The organism is Paraburkholderia sp. A1BS-2L (assembly GCF_051125205.1).
Classification (GTDB): Bacteria; Pseudomonadota; Gammaproteobacteria; order Burkholderiales; family Burkholderiaceae; genus Paraburkholderia.
Genome location: NZ_CP120431.1, coordinates 433,121 through 453,859 on the forward strand (window position 1 = coordinate 433,121; position 20,739 = coordinate 453,859).

At 62.6% G+C, this 20,739-nt stretch carries 18 protein-coding genes; 13 read left to right on the forward strand and 5 right to left on the reverse strand.

Annotation, left to right across the window (positions count from 1 at the left end; genetic code table 11):
- Positions 1-212 precede the first annotated feature (212 nt).
- From P5W98_RS31830 to P5W98_RS31855, 6 genes are all read left to right on the forward strand, one after another.
- Positions 213-1,397, forward strand: a complete 1,185-nt coding sequence (locus tag P5W98_RS31830) for a thiolase family protein (RefSeq protein ID WP_421028408.1) — start codon at positions 213-215, stop codon at positions 1,395-1,397.
- Positions 1,398-1,621: 224 nt separating this feature from the next.
- Positions 1,622-3,061: an NADH-ubiquinone oxidoreductase-F iron-sulfur binding region domain-containing protein gene (locus P5W98_RS31835; RefSeq protein ID WP_421028409.1), complete on the forward strand. Its 1,440-nt coding sequence runs from the start codon at positions 1,622-1,624 to the stop codon at positions 3,059-3,061.
- Positions 3,049-5,709, forward strand: coding sequence for a formate dehydrogenase subunit alpha (fdhF, locus tag P5W98_RS31840; protein ID WP_421028410.1), 2,661 nt, complete (start codon positions 3,049-3,051; stop codon positions 5,707-5,709). Before P5W98_RS31835 ends, fdhF begins: the two co-directional genes overlap by 13 nt.
- 175 nt (positions 5,710-5,884) lie before the next feature.
- Positions 5,885-7,137 (forward strand): IS3 family transposase gene (locus P5W98_RS31845; protein ID WP_421024845.1). Its coding sequence is split into 2 segments (ribosomal slippage): positions 5,885-6,170 and positions 6,170-7,137, totalling 1,254 coding nucleotides; the frame shifts between segments, so codons are not numbered across the junction.
- Positions 7,138-7,322: 185 nt separating this feature from the next.
- Positions 7,323-8,258 carry a DnaJ C-terminal domain-containing protein gene (locus P5W98_RS31850; RefSeq protein ID WP_421028774.1) on the forward strand — a complete coding sequence of 312 codons (936 nt, stop codon included), beginning with the start codon at positions 7,323-7,325 and terminating at the stop codon, positions 8,256-8,258.
- Positions 8,251-8,583, forward strand: a complete 333-nt coding sequence (locus P5W98_RS31855) for a chaperone modulator CbpM (protein ID WP_421028411.1) — start codon at positions 8,251-8,253, stop codon at positions 8,581-8,583. The genes P5W98_RS31850 and P5W98_RS31855 overlap by 8 nt, the downstream gene beginning before the upstream one ends.
- A gap of 261 nt (positions 8,584-8,844) precedes the next feature.
- Here the strand turns inward: P5W98_RS31855 and P5W98_RS31860 are convergent, their stop codons facing one another.
- Both P5W98_RS31860 and P5W98_RS31865 read right to left on the reverse strand, forming a co-directional pair.
- Positions 8,845-9,042 (reverse strand): CsbD family protein, encoded by a 198-nt coding sequence (locus P5W98_RS31860; protein WP_421028412.1) that lies wholly within the window; start codon positions 9,040-9,042, stop codon positions 8,845-8,847.
- A complete protein-coding gene (locus P5W98_RS31865; protein WP_421028775.1) occupies positions 9,023-10,063 on the reverse strand; it encodes a LysR family transcriptional regulator in 1,041 nt (346 codons plus the stop codon). The genes P5W98_RS31860 and P5W98_RS31865 overlap by 20 nt, the downstream gene beginning before the upstream one ends.
- Positions 10,064-10,197: 134 nt before the next feature.
- Here P5W98_RS31865 and P5W98_RS31870 point away from each other — a divergent pair, with 134 nt between their 5' ends.
- Positions 10,198-10,914 carry an SDR family NAD(P)-dependent oxidoreductase gene (locus tag P5W98_RS31870; protein ID WP_421028413.1) on the forward strand — a complete coding sequence of 239 codons (717 nt, stop codon included), beginning with the start codon at positions 10,198-10,200 and terminating at the stop codon, positions 10,912-10,914.
- Positions 10,915-11,039: 125 nt separating this feature from the next.
- Here P5W98_RS31870 and P5W98_RS31875 read toward each other — a convergent pair whose 3' ends face one another.
- Positions 11,040-11,417, reverse strand: coding sequence for a helix-turn-helix domain-containing protein (locus P5W98_RS31875; RefSeq protein ID WP_421028414.1), 378 nt, complete (start codon positions 11,415-11,417; stop codon positions 11,040-11,042).
- 913 nt (positions 11,418-12,330) lie between these two features.
- On the opposite strand from P5W98_RS31875, the gene P5W98_RS31880 reads away from it, so the two are divergent.
- Positions 12,331-13,443: a Glu/Leu/Phe/Val family dehydrogenase gene (locus P5W98_RS31880; protein ID WP_421028416.1), complete on the forward strand. Its 1,113-nt coding sequence runs from the start codon at positions 12,331-12,333 to the stop codon at positions 13,441-13,443.
- A gap of 77 nt (positions 13,444-13,520) precedes the next feature.
- Here the strand turns inward: P5W98_RS31880 and ald are convergent, their stop codons facing one another.
- The gene (gene ald / locus P5W98_RS31885) at positions 13,521-14,636 is read right to left on the reverse strand and encodes an alanine dehydrogenase (protein ID WP_421028417.1); all 1,116 of its coding nucleotides are present in this window, start codon (positions 14,634-14,636) and stop codon (positions 13,521-13,523) included.
- 92 nt (positions 14,637-14,728) lie between these two features.
- Complete coding sequence (locus P5W98_RS31890; RefSeq protein WP_421028418.1) at positions 14,729-15,208, reverse strand: CreA family protein; 480 nt, start codon at positions 15,206-15,208, stop codon at positions 14,729-14,731.
- Between the two features lie 178 nt (positions 15,209-15,386).
- Between P5W98_RS31890 and P5W98_RS31895 the strand changes: the two genes are divergently transcribed.
- From P5W98_RS31895 to P5W98_RS31915, 5 genes are all read left to right on the forward strand, one after another.
- A complete protein-coding gene (locus P5W98_RS31895; RefSeq protein WP_421028419.1) occupies positions 15,387-15,608 on the forward strand; it encodes a hypothetical protein in 222 nt (73 codons plus the stop codon).
- A 31-nt stretch (positions 15,609-15,639) separates the two neighbouring features.
- The gene (locus P5W98_RS31900) at positions 15,640-16,344 is read left to right on the forward strand and encodes an ABC transporter ATP-binding protein (protein WP_421028420.1); all 705 of its coding nucleotides are present in this window, start codon (positions 15,640-15,642) and stop codon (positions 16,342-16,344) included.
- On the forward strand, positions 16,338-18,707 hold the full coding sequence (locus P5W98_RS31905; protein WP_421028421.1) for an ABC transporter permease: 2,370 nt from the start codon (positions 16,338-16,340) through the stop codon (positions 18,705-18,707). Before P5W98_RS31900 ends, P5W98_RS31905 begins: the two co-directional genes overlap by 7 nt.
- Positions 18,704-19,870 carry an efflux RND transporter periplasmic adaptor subunit gene (locus P5W98_RS31910; protein ID WP_421028422.1) on the forward strand — a complete coding sequence of 389 codons (1,167 nt, stop codon included), beginning with the start codon at positions 18,704-18,706 and terminating at the stop codon, positions 19,868-19,870. Before P5W98_RS31905 ends, P5W98_RS31910 begins: the two co-directional genes overlap by 4 nt.
- 173 nt (positions 19,871-20,043) lie before the next feature.
- Positions 20,044-20,520, forward strand: a complete 477-nt coding sequence (locus tag P5W98_RS31915) for a hypothetical protein (protein ID WP_421028423.1) — start codon at positions 20,044-20,046, stop codon at positions 20,518-20,520.
- Positions 20,521-20,739 lie beyond the last annotated feature (219 nt).

Sequence of the window (20,739 nt, forward strand, 5' to 3'; positions counted from 1 at the left end):
CTCGCAAGATCTCCCGTTCGATGTCTTTCACGGCAGATTCTCCGCTCTGTCACAAACCATAAGGTCCAACCATCGTTGTGTCTCAGCTTGAGAGCGGCCACGGTACCTGTCTTGATTTACGTCAAAAAGGTCGCGACTGCCACTGCCATCATGGAAGGCCGTCAATGCGGAAACAGAACCGCATGGGCGTCCTTCCTTTGAGGAGCAAGCTCATGAGCAACGTTGAAGTTGTCCTGTGCAGCCCGGTACGTACGGCAATTGGTACCTACGGCGGGACCCTCCGGGACCTGCCAGCGCCGACGCTTGGCGCTGCGGTTATCCGTGAAAGCCTCAAGCGCGCAGGATTGGCCGCCGACAAGGTCCATTCGCTCGTCATGGGCAATGTCATTCAGGCCGGCGTGAAGATGAATCCGGGGCGGCAGGCCGGCATCGCCGCGGGATTGCCGGTCGACGTTCCGGCGCTAACGGTCAACCGCGTGTGTGGATCGGGCGCGCAAGCCATCGCGAGTGCGGCCACCGAAATCTGGGCAGGCATGATCGAATGCGCGATCGCAGGTGGCATGGAAAACATGGATCGCAGCCCCTATCTGCTGCCGCAAGGGCGTTGGGGTGCCCGGATGGGCGACGTGACGTTGTTCGACAGTATGCTGCTCGATGGGCTCAATGATGCTTTCAGCGGTCAGCATTCAGGCTGGCACACTGAAGACCTGGTGGCGAAGTGCGGCATCTCTCGCGAGGACCAGGATCGTTGGGCGCTGCGCTCCCAGCAACGCTTCGCACAGGCTCAGGACGCCGGCTTCTTCGATGCCGAAATCGTGCCGCTGGAAGTGCCGGGTCGCAAAGGGCCCACGGTGTTTGTCCGCGACGAGCACAATCGGCCAGACACCAGCGCCGAATCGCTTGCCCGACTCAAACCGGCCTTTCGCAAGGACGGGACGATTACCGCAGGCAACGCGCCCGGCCTGAACAGCGGTGCAGCTGCGCTGATCGTTGCCGGGCGAAGCTGGGCCGAACGCAATGGCCTGACACCCATGGCCCGGCTGGTCAGTTATGGCGTGGGAGCCGTGGACCCCGGTTTCTTCGGCCTGGGCCCGATTCCTGCAGTGCGACAGGCTATTGCACGCGCCCGCTGGTCTGTATCCGATGTAGATCGCGTGGAGATCAACGAGGCGTTCGCGGCGATCGCACTGGCATGCCTGCGCGAGCTGGGCTTTGCGGAAGACGTTGTCAATGCCGAGGGTGGCGCGATTGCTCATGGTCATCCGATCGGTGCGAGCGGCGCGGTGCTGACCACGCGGCTGTTGCACCAGATGCAGCGTGGCGGCGGGCGGCGCGGGATCGTGACGCTGTGCATTGGCGGAGGACAGGGCATCGCGCTGGCGCTCGAGCTTCTGTGAAAGCCCGATAGTGGTTGCGCCCGAAAGCCATGAGCCGTCGAAGAGGTGAACCTGCCATCGGCTTGCGAGCACCACGGCGCTTGACCTGGGCTGGATCGCCTGGGAGGACAAGGGTGCGGGCGAGTCAGCGCGAAGCAGATCGGTCGAGTCTTCTTGCGAGAGTGGCGCAATGCAGTGCTGATTACCGGGCCGAAACAGGACTGGTCTTTTGAGTGAGGAAACCGGTGAAACCGCTCCAGCGCCACGCAGCGGCGCACTCGTTCTATCACCTTGGTCAGCGCGAGATGACGGGTTGCGCGTGTGCGGGTCTGGCCTGTTTTGCCGCGCGAGCCGATCAGCCGCAGCGCTGGCAGGCCGCGATCGGCCAACGTCCTGCCGTGTACTGTCTGGGCAAATGCTACGAGAGCCCCAGCGATAGCGAGCACGACATCCGCCCGTATATTGGCGCCTGCGCGCGTCATACCGTGCTGTTGAGCAACGTGCTGGCGGGCGGGGTGCGCGATCTGGCGAGCTATCTCGAACGTGGAGGTGGTGCGGCGTTCGCCAAAGCGCGTGCCATGACGCCGATCCAACTGGTGTCGATGGTGCAGGAATCCAGATTGCGTGGACGCGGCGGTGCGGGCTTTGCGGCAGGCATCAAGTGGCAGGCGCTCGCGAACGCGCCCGGGCGCACCAGGTACCTGATCGTCAACGCCGACGAGGGCGACCCCGGTGCGTTTTCCGACCGGTTTCTGCTCGAAGACGATCCATTCCGGCTGATTGAAGCGGCTGCGATCGCTGCCTACGCCGTGGGCGCATCTCGCAGCTACGTCTATCTACGCAAAGAATATCCCCGGGCCGCGCGGGTGCTTTCGGCTGCGTTACTGCAGGCGCGCGCAGCAGGGTGGCCCCACCCGTCATTCGAGCTCGAGTTGGTCGTTGGCCAGGGGGGCTACATTTGCGGCGAAGAAACTTCGCTGCTCAATGCGCTGGAGGGGCGCCGTCCCGAAGTACGGCTACGGCCGCCCCAGATTACCGAGCATGGCCTCCAAGGTGCTCCCACGCTGGTCCACAACGTGGAGACGCTGTGTGCCGTGCCATGGATCGTCATACACGGCGCGGCAGCCTATGCCGACCTCGGATTCTCGCGCAGCCGTGGTACCAAGCTGCTCTCGCTCAATTCGCTGTTCCGGCGCCCCGGGCTGTACGAGGTGGAGTTCGGCATCTCGCTGGCGGACGTTGTCGGGCAACTGGGGCAGGGATTGCGCCGTGGCACGCTCAAAGGCTTGATGGTGGGCGGGCCGCTCGCCGGCATCGTGCCGCCAGAGTGCATGACCACGCGGCTCGGCTACGAGGAAATGCAGGCCATCGACTGCGCGGTCGGGCACGGTGGAGTCATCGCGTTTGCCGACGACACGCCCATCATCGAGATCATCGCAGAGGTGCTCCGGTTCGGCGCCCGCGAGTCCTGTGGCGAATGCACGCCCTGCCACTTCGGCACACCGCTGCTGGCGGCAATGAGCGATGCTGCTGCGGCAGGCGCTCCGATCGATGCCTCGCGCTATCAGCGCCTGATTGACGCGCTCGCGCAGACGAGCCTGTGCGGCCACGGGCGTGGGCTGGCCGAGTTCGTCCTCTCGGTGCAGCGGCACTATCGCGAGGAGTTGCGCAGATGGTTCAGCTGACTATCGATGGTATCTCTCACGAAGTCGCGGACGGCACGCTGCTGATCGATGCATTGACGGCAGCCGGCGCCGCCGTTCCCCATCTCTGTCACGACAGTCGCGTGAAGCCGTCCGGGGCGTGCCGACTGTGCGTGGTTGACGTGTCCGGTCAGGCGCGGCCCGTTCCAAGCTGCGCGTTGGAAGTGAGTGCGGGGATGGTCGTGCGCACTCGTGGCGAAGCACTCGACGCCCTGCGCCGCACTAACCTCGAGCTGATCGCCGCGCACTATCCTGCAGCGGCATGCGCCGCCGAGCCAGACCATCCATTCCATCGCCTGCTTGCCGCGCACGGCGTGGAGCCTGGAGACGTGCGACAGGAGGGGCTGTTTCAGGACGAGACGCACCCCTATATCGGCGTGGCGATGGAGCGCTGCATTTACTGCGAGCGCTGCATCCGCATTTGCGAGCAGGTGCAAGGCCAATTCGTCTGGGAGGCCTGGGGGCGTGGCGACGGCACGCGCATCTCGCCCGGCAAAGGCTCGACGCTGCTCGCCGGAGGGTGCGTGGGTTGCGGTGCCTGTGTGGACAGTTGCCCCAGCGGGGCGCTGTTCGACAAACGGGTCGGCGTCGAGCCGGCTGTCTGGACACGTACAACCTGTGTGTATTGCGGAGTGGGCTGTCAACTGGACGTGGGTACGGCGCATGGCCGCGTGGTGGCGATGCGGCCGGCCGACAGCCCCGTCAACCGGGGGCACGCGTGTGTGAAAGGGAGATACGCCTTCGAGTACAACCATGCTCCTGATCGCATCATGCAGCCGATGATTCGCCGCGACGGCAACTGGCAGGCAGTGAGCTGGGACGCAGCGCTCGACTTTGCCGCTTCGAAGCTCGAAGCAATCGTTGCGCGCGACGGGCCCGATGCGGTCGGCGTGCTGGGTTCGGCACGCGCGACCAACGAGGAAAACTACCTCGTGCAGAAGTTCGCCCGCGTGGTGCTCGGCACGCACAATGTCGACTGTTGTGCCCGCGTGTGTCACACGCCCAGCGCCAAAGCGCTCAAGACCATGCTGGGCGTCGGCGCCGCGACGAACAGCTTTGACGACATCGACGAGGCGAATGCCTTTCTGATTTGCGGGGCGAACCCGACGGAGGGTCACCCTGTCGTGGGCGCGCGCATCAAGCAGGCCGTGCTCAAGGGGGCGGGCCTGGTGGTCATCGATCCGCGCCGCACCGAGCTCGCGGAACTGGCGGATGTGCACCTGGCAGTGCACCCCGGGCGCAATGTGCCGCTTTTCAATGCGCTGGCTGCCACCCTGATCGAGGAAGATCTTGTCGACCGGCGCTTCCTCGCCGAGCGCGTGGAGGGCTTCGACGCCTTCGCCGCTCACGTGGCCGACTTCTTGCCCGAGAGCGTGGCCGACGCGTGCGGCGTGCCGGCAGAGGCGATTCGGGCTGCCGCGCGGCTGTATGCGGGCGGCCGACCGTCCATGTGCTTTCATGGCCTTGGCGTGACGGAGCACCTTCAGGGCAGCGAAGGCGTGATGGCGCTCGTCAATCTGGCGCTGCTGACCGGCAACCTCGGCAAGCATGGCTCCGGCGTCAATCCTCTGCGTGGTCAAAACAATGTGCAAGGTGCGGCGCATATGGGTTGCGATCCGGCGTCGTTGACAGGCGCGCAGGCAATCGATGTCGCGGGTGCGTGCTTCGAACAGGTGTGGGGCGCCAGACTGCCGGCCAGCCGTGGCCTTGATTTGCCCAAAATGATCGACGCGGCTCGCACAGGCCGGCTCAAGGCGCTTTGGGCAATGGGTTATGACGTCTATCTTTCTTTCGCCAATGCAAACGACACGGCCGCGGCGCTGGCACGACTTGAACTGGTGATCGTGCAGGATCTGTTCATGAACGAGACGGCGCGGTCGTTCGGTACGGTCTTCTTCCCGGTTGCCTCGTCGTTCGAAAAGGACGGCACGTTCATGAACTCCGACCGGCGTGTGCAGCGCATTCGCACGGCGCTGCCAGCCCCGGGGGAGGCACGGCCGGACTGGTGGGTCATCCAGGCGCTCGCTGCGCGCCTGGGCAAGCCGCGCGGCTTCGAGTTCACCGGCCCCGAAGCGGTCTGGGACGAAGTCCGTTCGCTATGGCCCGATGGTGCGGGGCTCACCTATGCGCGACTGGAGCACGCAGACCTTCAGTGGCCGTGCCCGGACGAAAGCCATCCGGGGACCCCCGTGCTGCATCGGGAGCGCTTCGCGGGTGCGAAGACTGCCAAACTGGCCGTGGTCGAATATGTCCCGACGGTCGAGCAACCCGACGAATCCTATCCACTGCTGCTCACCACCGGGCGCACGCTCTACCAGTTCAACGCAGGCACGATGACTCAACGCACCGCCAACCTGTTGCTGCGCGCGTCGGACACGCTCGACATGGCGCCCGACGACGCTGCGCGCTACGGCTTCGTCGAAGGAGAAACCGTGCATATATCGAGCCGCTACGGGGCGGCGGATCTGACGGTCCATATCAGCGGGGCAATGCGGGCAGGGCAGCTATTCAGCGCTTTTCATTGTCCCGACCTGTTCATTAACCGATTGACTTCTCCGGTTCGCGACCGCCTGGTTCGTACTCCGGAATACAAGGTGGTTGCGGTGCGTGTAGAAAAGCTCGGCGACTAGCTCGGGTTCACAGGTATCTCAATGGCGCACTACCACTTGATGCACATCAAGCCAGAAGTCCGCCTGGACTTGATACTGGATTCGTCCGTCAACGTCTCGCGCACGGTTTGGTGTAAAGTGGACCCCGAGTTTGAGACGGTAGTTTAAGCTGTCGTCCGCGAAAGGATGGCAGAGAATGAGCGAAGGAAAAAAACGCAGGGTGCACACGCCGGAATTCAAGGCGAAGGTCGGCTTGGAGGCGGTACGCGGGGTGAAGACGGTCAGCGAAATTGCGCAGACATATGGAGTGCATCCGGTACTGGTCGGGCAGTGGAAGAAGGAGATTCTGGAGAAGGCAGGCGCCCTGTTCGAGGTCAAGCGCGGCCCCAAGCCGGTGGACGAGAACAGCAGCGAGGACCGGTTATACGGCGAGATCGGGCGACTGAAGATGGAAGTGGACTGGCTTAAAAAAAAGTTGGGGGAGTAAGCAAGGAGAAGCGCCTGGCCTGGATCGAGCACGGTGATGTCCGGCTGCCGCTGACGCGCCAGTGTGAACTGGCGGCCGTGCCACGCGCCACGGTGTACCGACGACTGGACGCGGCATTGCGGCAGGCCCGTAAGGACGAGGAAGACCTGAAGCTGCGCGCGCTGATCGACGAGGAATACACGCATCGCCCGTTCTACGGCTCCCGGCGCATGGTGGTGTTTTTGCGTGGTCGCGGCTGGCGCGTTAATCGCAAGCGTGTGCAACGGCTGATGCGCGAGATGAGCCTGGCGGGCATGGCCCCGGGGCCGGCGACGAGTCAGCCCCACCCGCAGCACAAGGTTTATCCCTACCTGCTGCGCGGGGTGGCGGTAACGCGGCCCAATCAGGTGTGGTCCACGGACCTCACGTATATCCGGCTGGCACGCGGCTTCGCCTACCTGGTCGCGGTCATCGACTGGTACTCGCGGCGGGTGCTGTCCTGGCGCGTGAGCAACAGCATGGACGCCTCATTTTGTGTGGACTGCCTGGAAGATGCGCTGCGCGAGCATGGCAAGCCCGATGTGTTCAACAGCGATCAAGGCGCCCAGTTCACCAGCGATGCCTTCACGGCCGTGCTCAAACGCGAGGGCGTGGCGATCAGCATGGACGGACGCGGGCGGGCGTTGGACAACATCTTCGTGGAGCGACTGTGGCGCAACGTGAAGTATGAAGATGTGTATCTGAAGGGCTACGCCAACATGGGCGAGCTGATGGTGGGATTGGCACAATATTTTGCATTCTACAACGCCGAACGCCCGCACCAGTCGCTGGGATACGCAACTCCGGATCAGGTCTATCGCCTGGGTGTCGGTGGCGGCGCCCTGATCGTCGATAAATATGGCCACACGGATGAAGGGCCGGGAAAGGAATGCAGGACGGGGCAGCGCCGGGCAGCTGTGCAGTTGGACGCGATTACAGCTTAAATCAAGCAGAAAAGTGTCTTGACTGACGGGTCCACTTTAGTGAGATGAAGACGGGAATTTTGCAGAGCAGCAGGCACCTCAAGGAGAATTGCAGTGACGCGGAGGAAATGTCTCGTCGTCTTCTATTCTCGATCGGGGACGACACGCGCCTTTCTGGTTGCGAATGCTATCGACGTATTTTTCAAATGAAATACAAAGACTATTACGCGATCCTCGGCGTGGAGCGTACGGCGGCTCAGGACGACATCAAGCGCGCCTACCGCAAGCTCGCACGCAAATACCATCCGGACGTCAGCAAGCACAGTGACGCGGAGGATCGCTTCAAGGAATTGGGCGAGGCCTACGAGGTGCTCAAGGATCCGGAAAAGCGTGCAGCCTATGATCGCATGGGTACTCAATGGCGCGCCGGAGAGGAATTCCAGCCGCCGCCGAACTGGGACGAAGGTTTCGAATTCAGCGGAGCGAGCGAGAATGCCGGCACGCACGCCGATCTGAATGATTTTTTCGAAGCAATGTTTGGCCGTGCACGAGCAGCGCATGCGCGGCCCTCGCACGCCATGGGACAGGATCACCATGCCAAGGTGGTCATCGATATCGAAGATGCTTATCGAGGAGCGCAGCGCTCGATTTTGCTGCAATTGCCTGTCGTCGATGCACAGGGTCATGTATCGCTGCAATCCCGTACGTTAAGCGTTGCGATTCCCAAGGGTGTGCGGGCGGGGCAGCACTTGCGGCTCGCAGGCCAGGGTGGGGCCGGAGCAGGTGGAGGGCCGGCCGGCGATCTCTATCTGGAAGTTGCGTTTCGTGAGCATCCGCACTTTCGCGTCGATGGCCCCGATGTCTTGCTCGACTTGCCGGTGGCGCCCTGGGAAGCGGCGCTTGGCGGGCCCGTCACCGTGCCGACGCCAGACGGAAGGGTGGAAATGAGGGTGCCAATGGGCTCGGCTAGCGGCAGGCGCTTGCGGCTCAAGGGCAAGGGGATTCCTGGGAACCCACCGGGGGACCTGTACGTGATCTTGAACATCGTATTGCCGCCGGCCGACAGCGAGCCAGCCAAAGCGGCGTACAACACGATGCGGCAAGCGTTCAACTTTGACCCGCGTGCGCGGCTTTATGGATAGCTTCATTATGAAGAGCGCTGAGAGAACGTGTCTGGTGGGCCAGATTGTCGATGAAGACGTCGAGTTCACGCTCGTCGACATGAGTCGGATAAGCGGCGCATCGGAAGAAGAAATAACCCTTTGGGTTGCTGAAGGCGCCTTCGAGCCGAAAGGCGCCGGGCCGCAGGAATGGCGGTTCAGCGGCGCTTCGCTGGGCCGCGTACGCACCGCTTTCAGGCTGGCTCGAGACCTTCAGATCAACGCGCCGGGCATTGCGCTCGCGCTCGATCTGCTGGAGGAGATCGAGACGTTAAAAACGGGCTCTGGATGCTCGTCGGGCGACTGATTTGTCGCGGGCGTTTCCCAGGCAGCAGGAGCAAAGGCTGAGTAACGGCGATAACCACGGTTAGGACGGCGACAACGGGAATGGCCGACGGCAGCCACCGAAGCTTCAACTGGTGGACGCAGCCGCAACGGGGCGTCGGCGAGCGTGTGCACGTCGACGGTGATGTGTCGAACCCGTCGTATTGGCCTTCGCGAGTCGAGCCGTCAAACCGCCTGGGCGTCGGATCGGCAGACGCGCCGCTGGCGGCGCGTCCCTTCTCCGTCACAGTGTGCTGTTGAAGTCCTTCAATTGCCGCTCGGCCTCGTCGCGCGCGATCCCGTAGCGCTCCTGGATCCGCCCCACGAGATACTCGCTGTTGCCGCTGGCCACCTGAAGGTCGTCATCGGTCAGCTTGCCCCACTTTGCCTTCAACTTGCCGGACAGCTGCTTCCACTGGCCCTTAATCCTGTCTTCGTTCATCGTTAGCCTCATCGTCGGGTTGAGAGCCTACGTATTCGCAAGCCGCGTGCCGCCCGATGGCCTGCATCGAGCCTCGGCCGCATCCATCACCGCCGGCGGGTGGATAAGCGGCCCGGCACACCGCCAGAATTTCGGCGCGAAGCCAGCGATGGGCGGGATCATGGTCAAGGCGCGGATGCCAGATTGACGAGACATTGAACGCAGATGTCGAGACAGGCAGTTCGAACCACTGCAGTCCATTCGCAGCCGCATGTTCAGGCGCGAAGGCATTCCCCACGCAGGAATGCGGGATGACGGCGAGCAAGTCGCCGCGACGGGCCACCTGCATGGCGCTGGTGAACGACGGCACTACCATTGCTACCTTTCGTTGCATACCGCGATCTGCCAACGCCACATCGACAGGATTCGATGCCTCACCTGATCGCGCAGTCAGCACGTGGCCGAACTCGACCCAGCGCTCAACGGACACCCCGGAATCGCGCAGAATTGGATGGCCGAGGCGGCACACGCCGACATACCGATCGCGAAAAAGCAGGCGCGTCATGATCTCGGGTGCGGAAGTCCTCACGGTGCCAATCTCGAGGTCGATTGTTCCGTCACGCAGCGGCTGCGCATCCCAATCTGGCTTCGGCGCGAAACACAGTTGAACGCGAGGCGCGATACGGCTGAGCCGCTCCATTAGCGCGGCGCCGAGAAGATCGATGAATCCTTCGCCCGCTCGTACAGCGAAGCTGCGTTCCAAAGTCGCAATATCGAACTGGTATTCCGGAGGACTGAGTACAGCCTGGGCTTCCCTCGCTAAGGCGGGGAGGCGCTGGCTCAATTGCTCGGCATAGGGTGTGAGGACCAGCGAACGGCCGGCCTGTAGCAGTAGCCGATCGCCGGTCGCCGCGCGCAGACGTGTGAGTGTGCGGCTCATGGCGGATACGCTGAGGTCCAGGCGCCGCGCCGCTGCCGTAACGCTACGTTCGGTCAACAGCGCTTCCAGAGCGGTAAGGAGATTGAGATCGACGCGAGACATGGCCCACAGCATATCGGATCGCCAGATAGCCATGGCGTTCTGTGCAACCCTGGTTTGCAGTTCAGGCGTCTGGTTCAAATCGATTGCGGTAGCCAGAATTGAAGCCATCGCAACGCTCAAGGACGACAAATCTCATGACCCACGCTCAATGTTCCTGCACGCCAACGATTCTGATCGTCGGTGCTTCTCGCGGCCTCGGGTACGCCATGGCCGCCGAATTCGTGACCAAAGGCTGGAATGTGGTCGGTACCGTGCGCGCCGGCCGAAGCCCCACATTGCTGCACGCCTTGGCGGATCAATATCCACAGAGAGTTGAGGTCGCAACGGTCGATATCACTCGGCCCCACGAAATCGATTCGCTGCACACACACCTGTCTAACCGTATGTTCGAGATTCTGTTCGTCAACGCCGGCACAACTAATCCTGATCCGACGCAGACTATAGGCGAGGTCTCCACTGTAGATTTTGTCAACCTCATGATTACGAACGCGCTGAGTCCGATGCGCGTTGTCGAGCGGCTATCCGATCTGGTGCCCGCGGCAGGGCTGATTGGCGTCATGTCGTCCGGGCAGGGCAGCGTCGCCGACAATGAGTCGGGGCAGCGTGAAGTCTATCGGGGCAGCAAGACAGCACTGAACCAGTTCATGCGCTGCTTCGCGGCACGGCAGGTCAACACGCCACGCGCCATGCTGCTGATGGCGCCGGGCTGGGTACGCACAGACCTGGGCGGCCCTGAGGGGCGGTTATCGATTGACGAGAGCGTACCCGGGATCGTTGACGTACTACTGGCCAAGCGGGGGCGTTCTGGGTTGGAGTACCTCGACTACCGCGGTCGTACCGTTCGGTGGTGACAACTCCCGGCGCGACGACCGGAGTGTCAGGGGTCCGTGCGCCGCAGCGCAGAGTGCCGCTTTCGCCCCCCGGCTTTGCTGAGCAGCGAGCCGTTCCTTAAAGGGGCCGATTTTTATCCTGTCAATCAAAGACTTCTGGCTTTTTCAGCAGTTGGCCGCGGCCGTTGCAGTATCCGGGTCGCGAATACGTTCAGCCATTCGATAAGAAGCGTGCGGTCTGACTGGTGCAGTCGGCCTAACACGGCAGATACCGCCAACGCCTGGTCGTCCTCCCTGTCCGAGGTTTCCGTGACAAGCTGTGCGATGTTGCACTGGTATATCTCTGCGAGCGTTGCAAGTCGGGCGACAGTCAGGTTCGCGACGCCTCGCTCCATCCGCGAAACGGCTTCTTGTCCGATGCCGAGACGTTCGGCTACCTGTTCCTGAGTCAGTCCCGCTATCAAGCGTCGGCGCGCAATAGCCGTTCCTATGGTGCGAGCCGCAGCTTTGTTGCTGTTGTTCATATTGACCTCCTTCCGCAAAACACCACCCGAATGGTGGCAATACAACCGCTTGACATGAAGGACTTATCGGGTTGTAATCGGTCATCGTTTCAGGTGGTAATGAGTTCGCGGCAATACTTACCGCCATGGATCGAGATGCGCAGTACCTCCCATTCCTTGCGAGTGGATATAAAAGGCGTCAGCGGGGAGTGTGCTTCTTCGTCGGCGTCGGTATCCCATGCGAGCGGCCCGACGACTACGCGAGTCCGGCTCTCTGAATGCTGGAGAAACCTGTCGATTTGCTTTCGGCAAGTGGACTTGCTGCAAGTGCAGGAAGCGGATATTCGATCCGTGCATCAGACGGAACCTGAGAGAAAAAAATCAAACCAGGGTTGTAGATATTATCCCCCGCCAGGGGGAGTGTGGCGCATGCATGGCCGAGATCACGCGCCCGCATTAGAGGCGCAGAGCGTCCTTCAGGCGAGAAGCGCGCAGAGAGAGTCTCAGTGGCCGGTGCTGCGCAGACGCGATTCCACGGATGGCGGTTGATGGAACCAAGACATCAAAAGACTGGGGCGGATGGCATCAATTATTTACTTATTGTTTTCGGTCTGCTTATGTTTTCGTTATCCCTGATCCTGCTGCTTGTCGCGGTGCTGGTGGGCGGTTCGACGTAATTCAACGCAATCAAGCCATGCTTCAAGCACGGGCTTACTCAGCGATCCGGATGCCGCCTCCCGATCCGGCTAACCAGCGAGTTGCTCCGGGCCACCAAGTTGACTCGGATCAAGCGCCCGGGTTTTAGACGTCCTATGTTCATCAAGAGTAACGACGCAGGCGAAGCGGTGCGCGCCGACAGACAGCGTCGTGGCAATTCGCGCGATTAGACGACGGTACGTGCAGCGATTCGTCGCCATGGCGTGGGAGATGAACGATGAACGACATATTCAGTTTCGCAGACGAATTGGGGCCCACCAGAATCATCCATGTCCACGACGCGTCGATCGGTCTTCGCGCTGTACTGGTTGTGGACAACGTCGCCGCGGGTCCGGCAATCGGCGGCCTGCGGATGGCGCCCGATGTCAGTACCGAGGAGTGCGTCCGCCTCGCACGCGCGATGACGTTCAAGAACGCTGCTGCGGGACTCGCGCACGGCGGCGGGAAGGTCGTGCTATATGGCGATCCCGGAATGCCGCGTGAGGGCAAGGAGCGTCTGATTCGGGGCCTTGCGTGCGCACTTGGTGACGTCCGCGACTACATTTTCGGACCCGACATGGGCACTGATGAAACGTGCATGGCGTGGGTCAAGGACGAAATCGGCCGCTCGGTAGGGCTGCCACGCGAGCTCGGCGGCATCCCGCTGGACCAGATTGGCGCTACGGGCTGGGGCATCGCACATGCAGCGGAAGTCGCCGTGCCGTACTGCAACTTCGAGCTCGCAGGTGCGCGCATGGTGATCCAGGGCTACGGTGCAGTGGGCCGCCATGCCGCGCATTTTCTCGCACAGAAGGGGGCGATCGTCGTCGGCGTTGCCGATTCTGGCGGCACGCTGGTGGACGCGGCCGGCATCGATCTCGCGTTACTCGACGACCTCAAGACCCAAGGCAAATCGGTGGTCGATTACCCGCGCGGCGAGAAGGCCGGGCGCGACGCGGTCGTCGACGTCGACTGCGAGATCTGGATTCCTGCCGCGCGGCCTGACGTCGTGCGCGAGGATAACGTGGCTCGTCTGAAGACGCACCTCGTGATCCAGGGCGCAAACATTCCCTTTACGCGTGGAGCCGAGGGATATCTCCATCAGAAGGGCGCGTTGTGCGTACCCGACTTCATCGCCAATGCTGGCGGAGTGATTTGCGCGGCCGTCGAGTACGCTGGCGGTAACCAGGCGATGGCGCTCGACGCGATTGCCACGAAGGTGCGCGAGAACACGCGCGCAGTGCTTGAGGCCGCCGCGGAGCATGGCCAGTTGCCGCGCGAGGCAGCGATTGAACTGGCGACTGCGCGGGTCAAGAAGGCCATGTCGTTGCGGCGCTGGGGCGCCTTCTGACCGTGTCGCTTCTGGCGGCGTCGCTCGGGACGTCGCCGGGCCGCGTTTGCCGCGACAATGCTTTCGCGGCCTCGCTCCTAACCAGGCAGATCGCGCGCAGGCACGTAAGGCTCGCCGAGCGCACGCGCCACTGCCTCGTGAGTGACACGGCCTTCGCAAATGTTCAGGCCGGCGCGCAGGTGAGCGTCGTCGGCCATGGCGCGCTTCCAGCCCTTGTCTGCAATCGTGATCGCATGGCCAAGGGTGGCATTGGTCAACCCGAACGTCGAGGTTCGCGCAACCGCGCCCGGCATGTTCGCCACGCAGTAATGGACGACGCCATCGATAACGTAGGTGGGTTGCGCGTGCGTTGTGGGATGCGAGGTCTCGAAGCATCCGCCCTGGTCAATGGCGACATCCACGACAACGGCGCCCTTTTTCATTCGGGCGATCATGTCGCGTGTAACGAGCCTGGGCGCGGCAGCACCGGGTATCAGAACCGCGCCGATGACGGCGTCTGCGCTCAGCACGGTCTTCTCGACGGCGTGAGCGCTCGAACTAAGCGTGGTGATACGGTTTCCGAAGATCAGATCGAGCTGGCGCAGCCGTTCCACGTTGGTATCGAGAATGGTCACACGTGCGCCCATGCCCACTGCCATCTGCAACGCATTGGTCCCGACCACACCCGCGCCGAGGATCGCGACATGACCGGGTGCGACGCCGGGCACGCCGGCGAGCAGCAACCCCATGCCCCCATGCGGCTTCTCCAGACTGGCGGCGGCGACCTGAATTGACATGCGGCCGGCCACTTCGCTCATTGGCGCGAGGAGCGGCAGTCCGCCGCCCGCAGCGGTGATGGTTTCGTACGCGATGCAGACCGCACCGGAAGCGATCAGTGCCGTGGCTTGCTCACGATCGGGCGCGAGATGCAGGTAGGCGTACAGGATCTGGCCCGGCCGCAACATGCTGCGCTCCGTCGCCTGGGGCTCCTTGACCTTGATGATCATGTCGGCGCGCGACCAGACTTCGCGTGCGTCGCCGCAGATCATGGCGCCTGCGGCTGAGTACGCCGCGTCCGGCAGGCCCACCGCTGCGCCGGCCTGCGTCTCGATCAGCACCGTGTGTCCGCGACGCACAAGTTCGTGGACGCTCGCGGGCGTGAGGCCGACACGATATTCCTGACTCTTGATTTCCTTAGGCACGCCGATCTGCATGTCGCCACCTCGCGGAAAAGCGTTTGATCGAATTCTCGAATTTGCGTCAGCGCTGAAGATGATCTGGATCAAACATCCGCGCGGTCGGTGAACTATCGCGTTTCCAGTCGGTTTGGCGGTGGCAATCGAATCACGTCCACGTGACCAGGCAGGTTGCCTGCGAGTTCTGCTTCCGTATATGCGAAGTACAGTACGGCGTGCCGCTTTGGGTCCAGGATTCGGACTACGTGAACGGTCTTGAATACCGGATCCACCGATTCGTCGAATACCTGCGCCTGGCGGGGAACATGGACTGGCACACTCAAGGTGGCGACCTGGTGGCACGAAACGACGACGTCAGACATGCGCCGTTTGGCTGACCCGCCGAGATTGCCGTCGTCGTGCGAACCGGACAGGTAGCAAGCGACTCCTTTCAGAAGCGGATCTTCATAGGCCGAGATTCCAATGTGCGTGCCGTAGCGCTGCGAATGGGTACCGATGCTTGCGAGTTCCTCGCCGTGAGCGGCGAGTGCGGTGAAGGCCGTGGCCAACACGGCGCCAGCCGTCAGGCCCCACACAACAGAGCGTGCCATGTCAGTTCTCCCCCATGACGGGCGACAATCCAATGATGTTTTCCGCAAGCTCCTCGCGCTTGCCTGCCCAGCGTATTTCGTCGCTACCTCCGGCGCTTGATGCACGTCAACCTGCCATCGGGCCGGCGCGACATTTGACGCTGAGGATCCATGCCGTCGGGCGGGATTTGGGGCTTGTATGTCGGCCGCAATCCCGTCGGCGCAGTCGCAATCCTGGCAATGCGGCTCATCACCCGGGCTTCGGCAGCAAGGCTTCCGGGTCGACTGGGTCCGCGACGGCGAAGCCGCGCAACGGCAGTTGCGTGCGCGCTTTCCGGCGTTCGGTGGATTAAGGGTCGAGGTGTCCTTTGCCGAGTTGCACGTTGATGCAGATCAACGGCCTGAAGTGGTGCGTCGCTAATGTGAATTGCACGCGGCACATCGGAGACGTGATGAAGACCGTCTTTTCCATTCAGGCAGTCAGCAAGGTCTACCCGATGGGAAGCGTCAGCGTTCGCGCGCTGAACGATGTGAACCTGGCGCTCGAAGCCGGGGAGTTCGTGGTGCTGCTGGGCGCATCGGGCAGCGGCAAATCGACATTGCTGAACCTCATGGGTGGGCTCGACACGCCCACGAGCGGCTCCATCGTCTACCGCGACCACAGTCTCGCGCGTGCCACGGAGCGCGAACTCACGCGGTTCCGGCGTGAGCATGTGGGGTTCGTGTTTCAGTTCTATAACCTGATACCGGGGCTCACGGCACGCGAGAACATCGCGCTCGTGACCGATATCGCCGAGCAGCCGCTCGATCCCGAAGACGCATTGCGCATGGTCGGCATCGAAGCGCTCGCGGATCACTTTCCTTCGCAGATGTCGGGTGGCGAGCAGCAGCGTGTGGCCATTGCGCGGGCCGTTGCCAAGCGCCCGGACGTTCTGCTTTGCGACGAACCCACTGGCGCACTCGATTTTCGCACCGGACGACGCGTGCTCGAAGTGCTCGAACAGGTCAACCGCGAATTCGGCGCGCTTACCGTTATCGTTACGCATAACGCTGTGATCGCCGACATGGCGAGCCGCGTCGTGCGCATGAGTAGCGGCGCAATCGTGGAGGAGCGCCGCAACGCGCGGCGCTGCAGCGCCCAGGATCTGTCATGGTGAACGCCCTGACGCGCCTTTCGTGGCGAGACCTTTGGCATATGCGCGCTCAGGCGATGGCCGCGGCGCTGGTTGTCGCGTGCGGCGTCGCGACATTCGTGGCCATGCGCAGCACGTATCTGGCCTTGCAGGACGCGCAACAGGACTACTACGCGTCGTACCGCTTCGCGGATCTGTTCGTGCATTTGAAGCGGGCGCCGCTCGCGGTCGCGGCGCGCATCGCGGCGATCCCTGGGGTGGCGAGGGTACAGGCGCGCGTGGTGTCGGATGTGACGCTGGACGTTCCCGGGCTGGACGAGCCAGCCACCGGTCATATCGTTTCGGTTCCCGAGAATGGCTGGCCGACGCTGAACCTGCTGCATCTGAAAAGCGGCCGTTATGTCGCGCCGGGCCGCGACGATGAAGCCATGGTGAGTGCGGCCTTCGCCGAGGCAAATGGCCTGCACGAGGGCGAGCGCATCGGTGCGGTGCTGAGCGGGCGCTGGAGATTGCTTCGTATCGTCGGCATCGCGCTATCGCCCGAATATATCTATGAAGCAGGTGCGGGGTCGATTTTTCCTGACAATCGTCACTACGGCGTGCTGTGGATGGGCAACGACGCCGTCTCTGCCGCCTTTCGCATGGACGGTGCGTTCAACGACCTCGTCCTCGCGCTCGATGGCCGCGCCGTGGCGCCCGCAACCATCGCGCGTATCGACCGGGAACTGGCAGCCTATGGCGGGCTAGGCACACTCACGCGGGAAGACCAGATATCGAACCGCTTCATATCGGACGAAATCGCACAAAACCGCATCACGGCCACTTATGTTCCCGCCATTTTTCTGTGTGTGGCCATGTTCCTGCTGCAGAACGTCATGAGCCGGCTGATCGACACGCAGCGCGCCCAGATCGGCCTCATGAAAGCGTTCGGATATGGCAACGCACGCATCGCATGGCATTACCTGCAGTTTGCCTGTCTGATAGGCGCGGCGGGGGCGCTCGCCGGCGTGGCCGGCGGCCTCGCGCTGGGCTCTTCGCTGACCGGTCTGTACGCTCGCTATTATCACTTCGCACACCTTGAATTTCGCGCCGACTTGACGGTGTTGATCGGGGCGTTCGGTGTGAGCCTCGCGGCCGCGATGGCCGGTGCGGCGGTCAGTGTCGTCAAGGCTGCCAGGCTGATGCCGGTCGACGCGCTACGCCCGCCGTTGCCGCCCGATTTCGCGGCGGGATGGGCCGAGCGACTCGGGCTATTCCGGCATCTGGGCGTGACCTGGCGGATGATCGCGCGCAATATCACGCGGCAGCCCCTCAAGTCCTTGCTCTCGTGCCTTGCAATGGCCTGTGCGAGCGCGATCCTCGTGACGGGCGGGTTCTTTTTCGACGCGATCGATTATCTGTTCGACGTGCAGTTTCAGCGCGTCGAGAGGCAGGACGTGACCATCGCCTTCGCCCAGCCGTTGTCACACCGCGCGATTCATGCGCTGCAACGGCTGCCCGGCGTGTTGCGAGTCGAGCCCTTTCGCGACGTGTCCGTCAAGCTTACCGCCGGGTATCGGTCGCGCCGTGTCGTCCTGAGCGGCGTTGCGCCTGAAGCGCAAATGCATCGTCTCGTCAATGAGCGGAGCCTGCCGCTGCGTGTCGCGCCAGACGGATTGATGATCTCGTCGCAGCTAGCAGACTCGCTCGGAGTGCGCGCCGGTGATCCGGTCACGATCGACGTGCTGGAAGGCAAGCGACGAACACAAAGGGTCGTCGTGGCGGGTCGTGTCGGCGAACTGGTGGGCGTTCGTGCGTACATGGATGAGCAGGCGCTCGCGCGTCTGCTTGGCGAAAGCGGGAACTGGAGCGGCGCGTGGCTGCAGGTAGACGCGCGCGCGCTCGACCATTTGTACGCGGATCTCAAACGTATGCCGTCGGTCAATGCGGTCGCCGTGCGCCAGTCGGTGATCGACAGCTTTCGCAAGATCATGAATGAAAGCATGCGCGTTTCCACATCGATCAATTTTGTGTTTGCCTGCATTATCGCGTTTGGTGTCGCATTCAATGGCATGCGTCTCGCTTACTCCGAGCGTGTCCAGCAACTGGCGTCGCTGCGCGTGCTTGGCTTTACGCGGACGGAAGTCGCGTGGATTCTGCTTGGGGAGCAGTGTGTCCTTACCGCGTTGGCCACCCCTGCTGGGCTGGTACTCGGCTATGGCGTGTGCGCGCTGCTGGCCAAACGGCTCGCAACGGATCTTTACCGGCTGCCCCTCGTGATCGAGCCCTCCACATTCGCCTATGCGTTCATCGTGACAGCGGGTGCGGTCGCCAGCTCCGGCCTTGTGGTGGCGTGGAAAATCAAACGTCTCGATATCGTGGCTGTGCTCAAGGCGAGGGAGTCATGAAGCGCGGCAGCAAACGCACATTGTGCGTTCTGGCAGCGGCCACGCTCGTGCTTGGGTTGATGCTCGCCTATGCGTTCTGGCCGGCGCCGATGTCCGTCGAGACGGCGTTGATAAGCCGCGGTCCGCTGCGCGTCACGATTGATGAGGATGGCGAAGTTCGTGCGCACGATCGTTACGTGGTCACCGCGCCTGTCACCGGGCGCCTGCTGCGCGTAGCGTTGCGCGAAGGCGACCGGGTCCGCGCTACGCAAATCCTCGCGGTGCTGGTGCCGGTGCCGATGACGCCCGGCGAAACCGCCGGACAGCGTGCGCGTGTGGAAGCCGCCGAGGCGTCGTATCGTGAGGCCCAGGCCCGCGTGGACCATGCGCGCGCCGATCTCGCCCAGGCGCGTCGGGAGCGTGAGAGAGGGCAGAGCCTGGTCGATCTTGGCGCGATCTCGAGGCAGGGTATGGAGCAGTTGCGTGCCATCGAAACGTTGGACATGAGCGATCTGGAAGCGGCGCGCGCTCGCGAGCGGTCGGCGGCCGCGGAAGTCCGGGCCGCGACGGCAAATCTCAAGGCGCTCGAAGCTGGGCAACCCGTCGAAGTCCGCGCCCCCGTCGATGCTGCACTGCTGCGCGTCGACGAGAAGAGCGAGCGGGTGGTGCCGGCGGGTACGCCGCTGATGCTGCTGGCCGATCCGTCGCGCTACGAGGTAATCGTCGACGTCCTGTCGACCGATGCGGTCAAGATCAGTCCTGGTATGCGCGTTTCGGTGGAAGACTGGGGCGGCGACGTGCCGTTCGACGCCAGAGTGCGCATGGTCGAACCCGGGGCATACACGAAGATATCGGCGCTGGGCGTGGAAGAGCAGCGGGTCCACGTAATCGCCGACCTGAAAGGACCGCCGGGGCGCCTGAGCGACGGCTATCGCGTGCTCGGCCGGATTGTCATCTGGGAGCGCGACGACGTGCTGCGCCTGCCGATCGGCGCGCTGTTCAGATGCGCTGAGCAGTGGTGCGTGTTTGCCGTCGAGCGTGGCCGGGCGGTACAGCGCATGGTTCGCATCGGGCAGCGAAATGCCGAAACAGCCCAGGTGCTGGATGGCCTGCGCGAAAGAGACACCGTGGTGGTGTATCCGCCGACGCTGTTGACGGGAAATGCGCGGGTGCGATCGCAATAGAAATAGAGGGTGTGGAAAACGCGATTTAGTTCGGTATCCATGGCAAATGTGCAAGAGTTGATATGCATCAATCGGACCTCGCCTTGCCGATCTCAGCATTTCAATATCAAGTCCAGGCACGTACACCATGCGTTCCGGGTTTCGAACACTCCGCTCACGAAATCGAGGCGATCATGCAGAAGATCATGAAACTCCTGTTGGCTGTACTGGTGATATTTTTGGGCACAACGGCCGGCGCGGCTCATGCGGACGCGTTGAATCGAAGTACGACAAAGAGCGGGTTGACGGTGCACTTCGGCGTGGTGCCTGCAGACAAGGCGATGGTGGTCGAGCGAGGGGCGAGCGCACCCGAGGATACGCAGACACATGGGGGATCCAGCTACCATCTGGTTGTCGCGTTGTTCGACAAGTCGACCGGTGCGCGTATCGACGATGCAACCGTGACCGCGAAAGTAACCAGCCCGGCGCACAAGTCGCGGGCGCAACCCCAAGTCAAGCTGCTGCAGGCGTTGCGAATCAACGATACGGTGACCTATGGCAACTACTTCGAGATGCCGTGGCAAGGGCGTTATCGCATCGACCTTTCGGTCACGAGAAAAGGCAACGCCGAACCGACTCACATCCGGCTCGCCTACGACCAGCATTTCTGAGCAGGTGTCGCGCTGGCCAGTCATTCATGGGTGATTCATGGCAGGGGCGTATAGATAAGCCACTTTGTTCCGAAACATACGGTGTATAAAACCATCGTTTCGATATTCAAAATGAATGGCCTGTTTCAGAAATTGCCGTGCAAATCGTCCTGCCAGGATGTTTCTATCTGAAAGCTCACGCTTTGACCGAACCGTTCGAAAGCGCACATAATGGGCAAG

Bases quoted from the DNA above. Each gene is read 5' to 3' on its own strand.
- P5W98_RS31850 (WP_421028774.1), top strand. From the start codon at position 7,323: ATGAAATACAAAGACTATTACGCGATCCTCGGCGTGGAGCGTACGGCG.
- P5W98_RS31880 (WP_421028416.1), top strand. From the start codon at position 12,331: ATGAACGACATATTCAGTTTCGCAGACGAATTGGGGCCCACCAGAATC.
- P5W98_RS31855 (WP_421028411.1), top strand. From the start codon at position 8,251: ATGGATAGCTTCATTATGAAGAGCGCTGAGAGAACGTGTCTGGTGGGC.
- P5W98_RS31910 (WP_421028422.1), top strand. From the start codon at position 18,704: ATGAAGCGCGGCAGCAAACGCACATTGTGCGTTCTGGCAGCGGCCACG.
- P5W98_RS31900 (WP_421028420.1), top strand. From the start codon at position 15,640: ATGAAGACCGTCTTTTCCATTCAGGCAGTCAGCAAGGTCTACCCGATG.
- P5W98_RS31905 (WP_421028421.1), top strand. From the start codon at position 16,338: ATGGTGAACGCCCTGACGCGCCTTTCGTGGCGAGACCTTTGGCATATG.
- fdhF (WP_421028410.1), top strand. From the start codon at position 3,049: ATGGTTCAGCTGACTATCGATGGTATCTCTCACGAAGTCGCGGACGGC.
- P5W98_RS31875 (WP_421028414.1), bottom strand. From the start codon at position 11,417: ATGAACAACAGCAACAAAGCTGCGGCTCGCACCATAGGAACGGCTATT.
- P5W98_RS31915 (WP_421028423.1), top strand. From the start codon at position 20,044: ATGCAGAAGATCATGAAACTCCTGTTGGCTGTACTGGTGATATTTTTG.
- P5W98_RS31895 (WP_421028419.1), top strand. From the start codon at position 15,387: ATGTCGGCCGCAATCCCGTCGGCGCAGTCGCAATCCTGGCAATGCGGC.
- P5W98_RS31890 (WP_421028418.1), bottom strand. From the start codon at position 15,208: ATGGCACGCTCTGTTGTGTGGGGCCTGACGGCTGGCGCCGTGTTGGCC.
- P5W98_RS31865 (WP_421028775.1), bottom strand. From the start codon at position 10,063: ATGTCTCGCGTCGATCTCAATCTCCTTACCGCTCTGGAAGCGCTGTTG.
- P5W98_RS31830 (WP_421028408.1), top strand. From the start codon at position 213: ATGAGCAACGTTGAAGTTGTCCTGTGCAGCCCGGTACGTACGGCAATT.
- P5W98_RS31870 (WP_421028413.1), top strand. From the start codon at position 10,198: ATGACCCACGCTCAATGTTCCTGCACGCCAACGATTCTGATCGTCGGT.
- P5W98_RS31860 (WP_421028412.1), bottom strand. From the start codon at position 9,042: ATGAACGAAGACAGGATTAAGGGCCAGTGGAAGCAGCTGTCCGGCAAG.
- ald (WP_421028417.1), bottom strand. From the start codon at position 14,636: ATGCAGATCGGCGTGCCTAAGGAAATCAAGAGTCAGGAATATCGTGTC.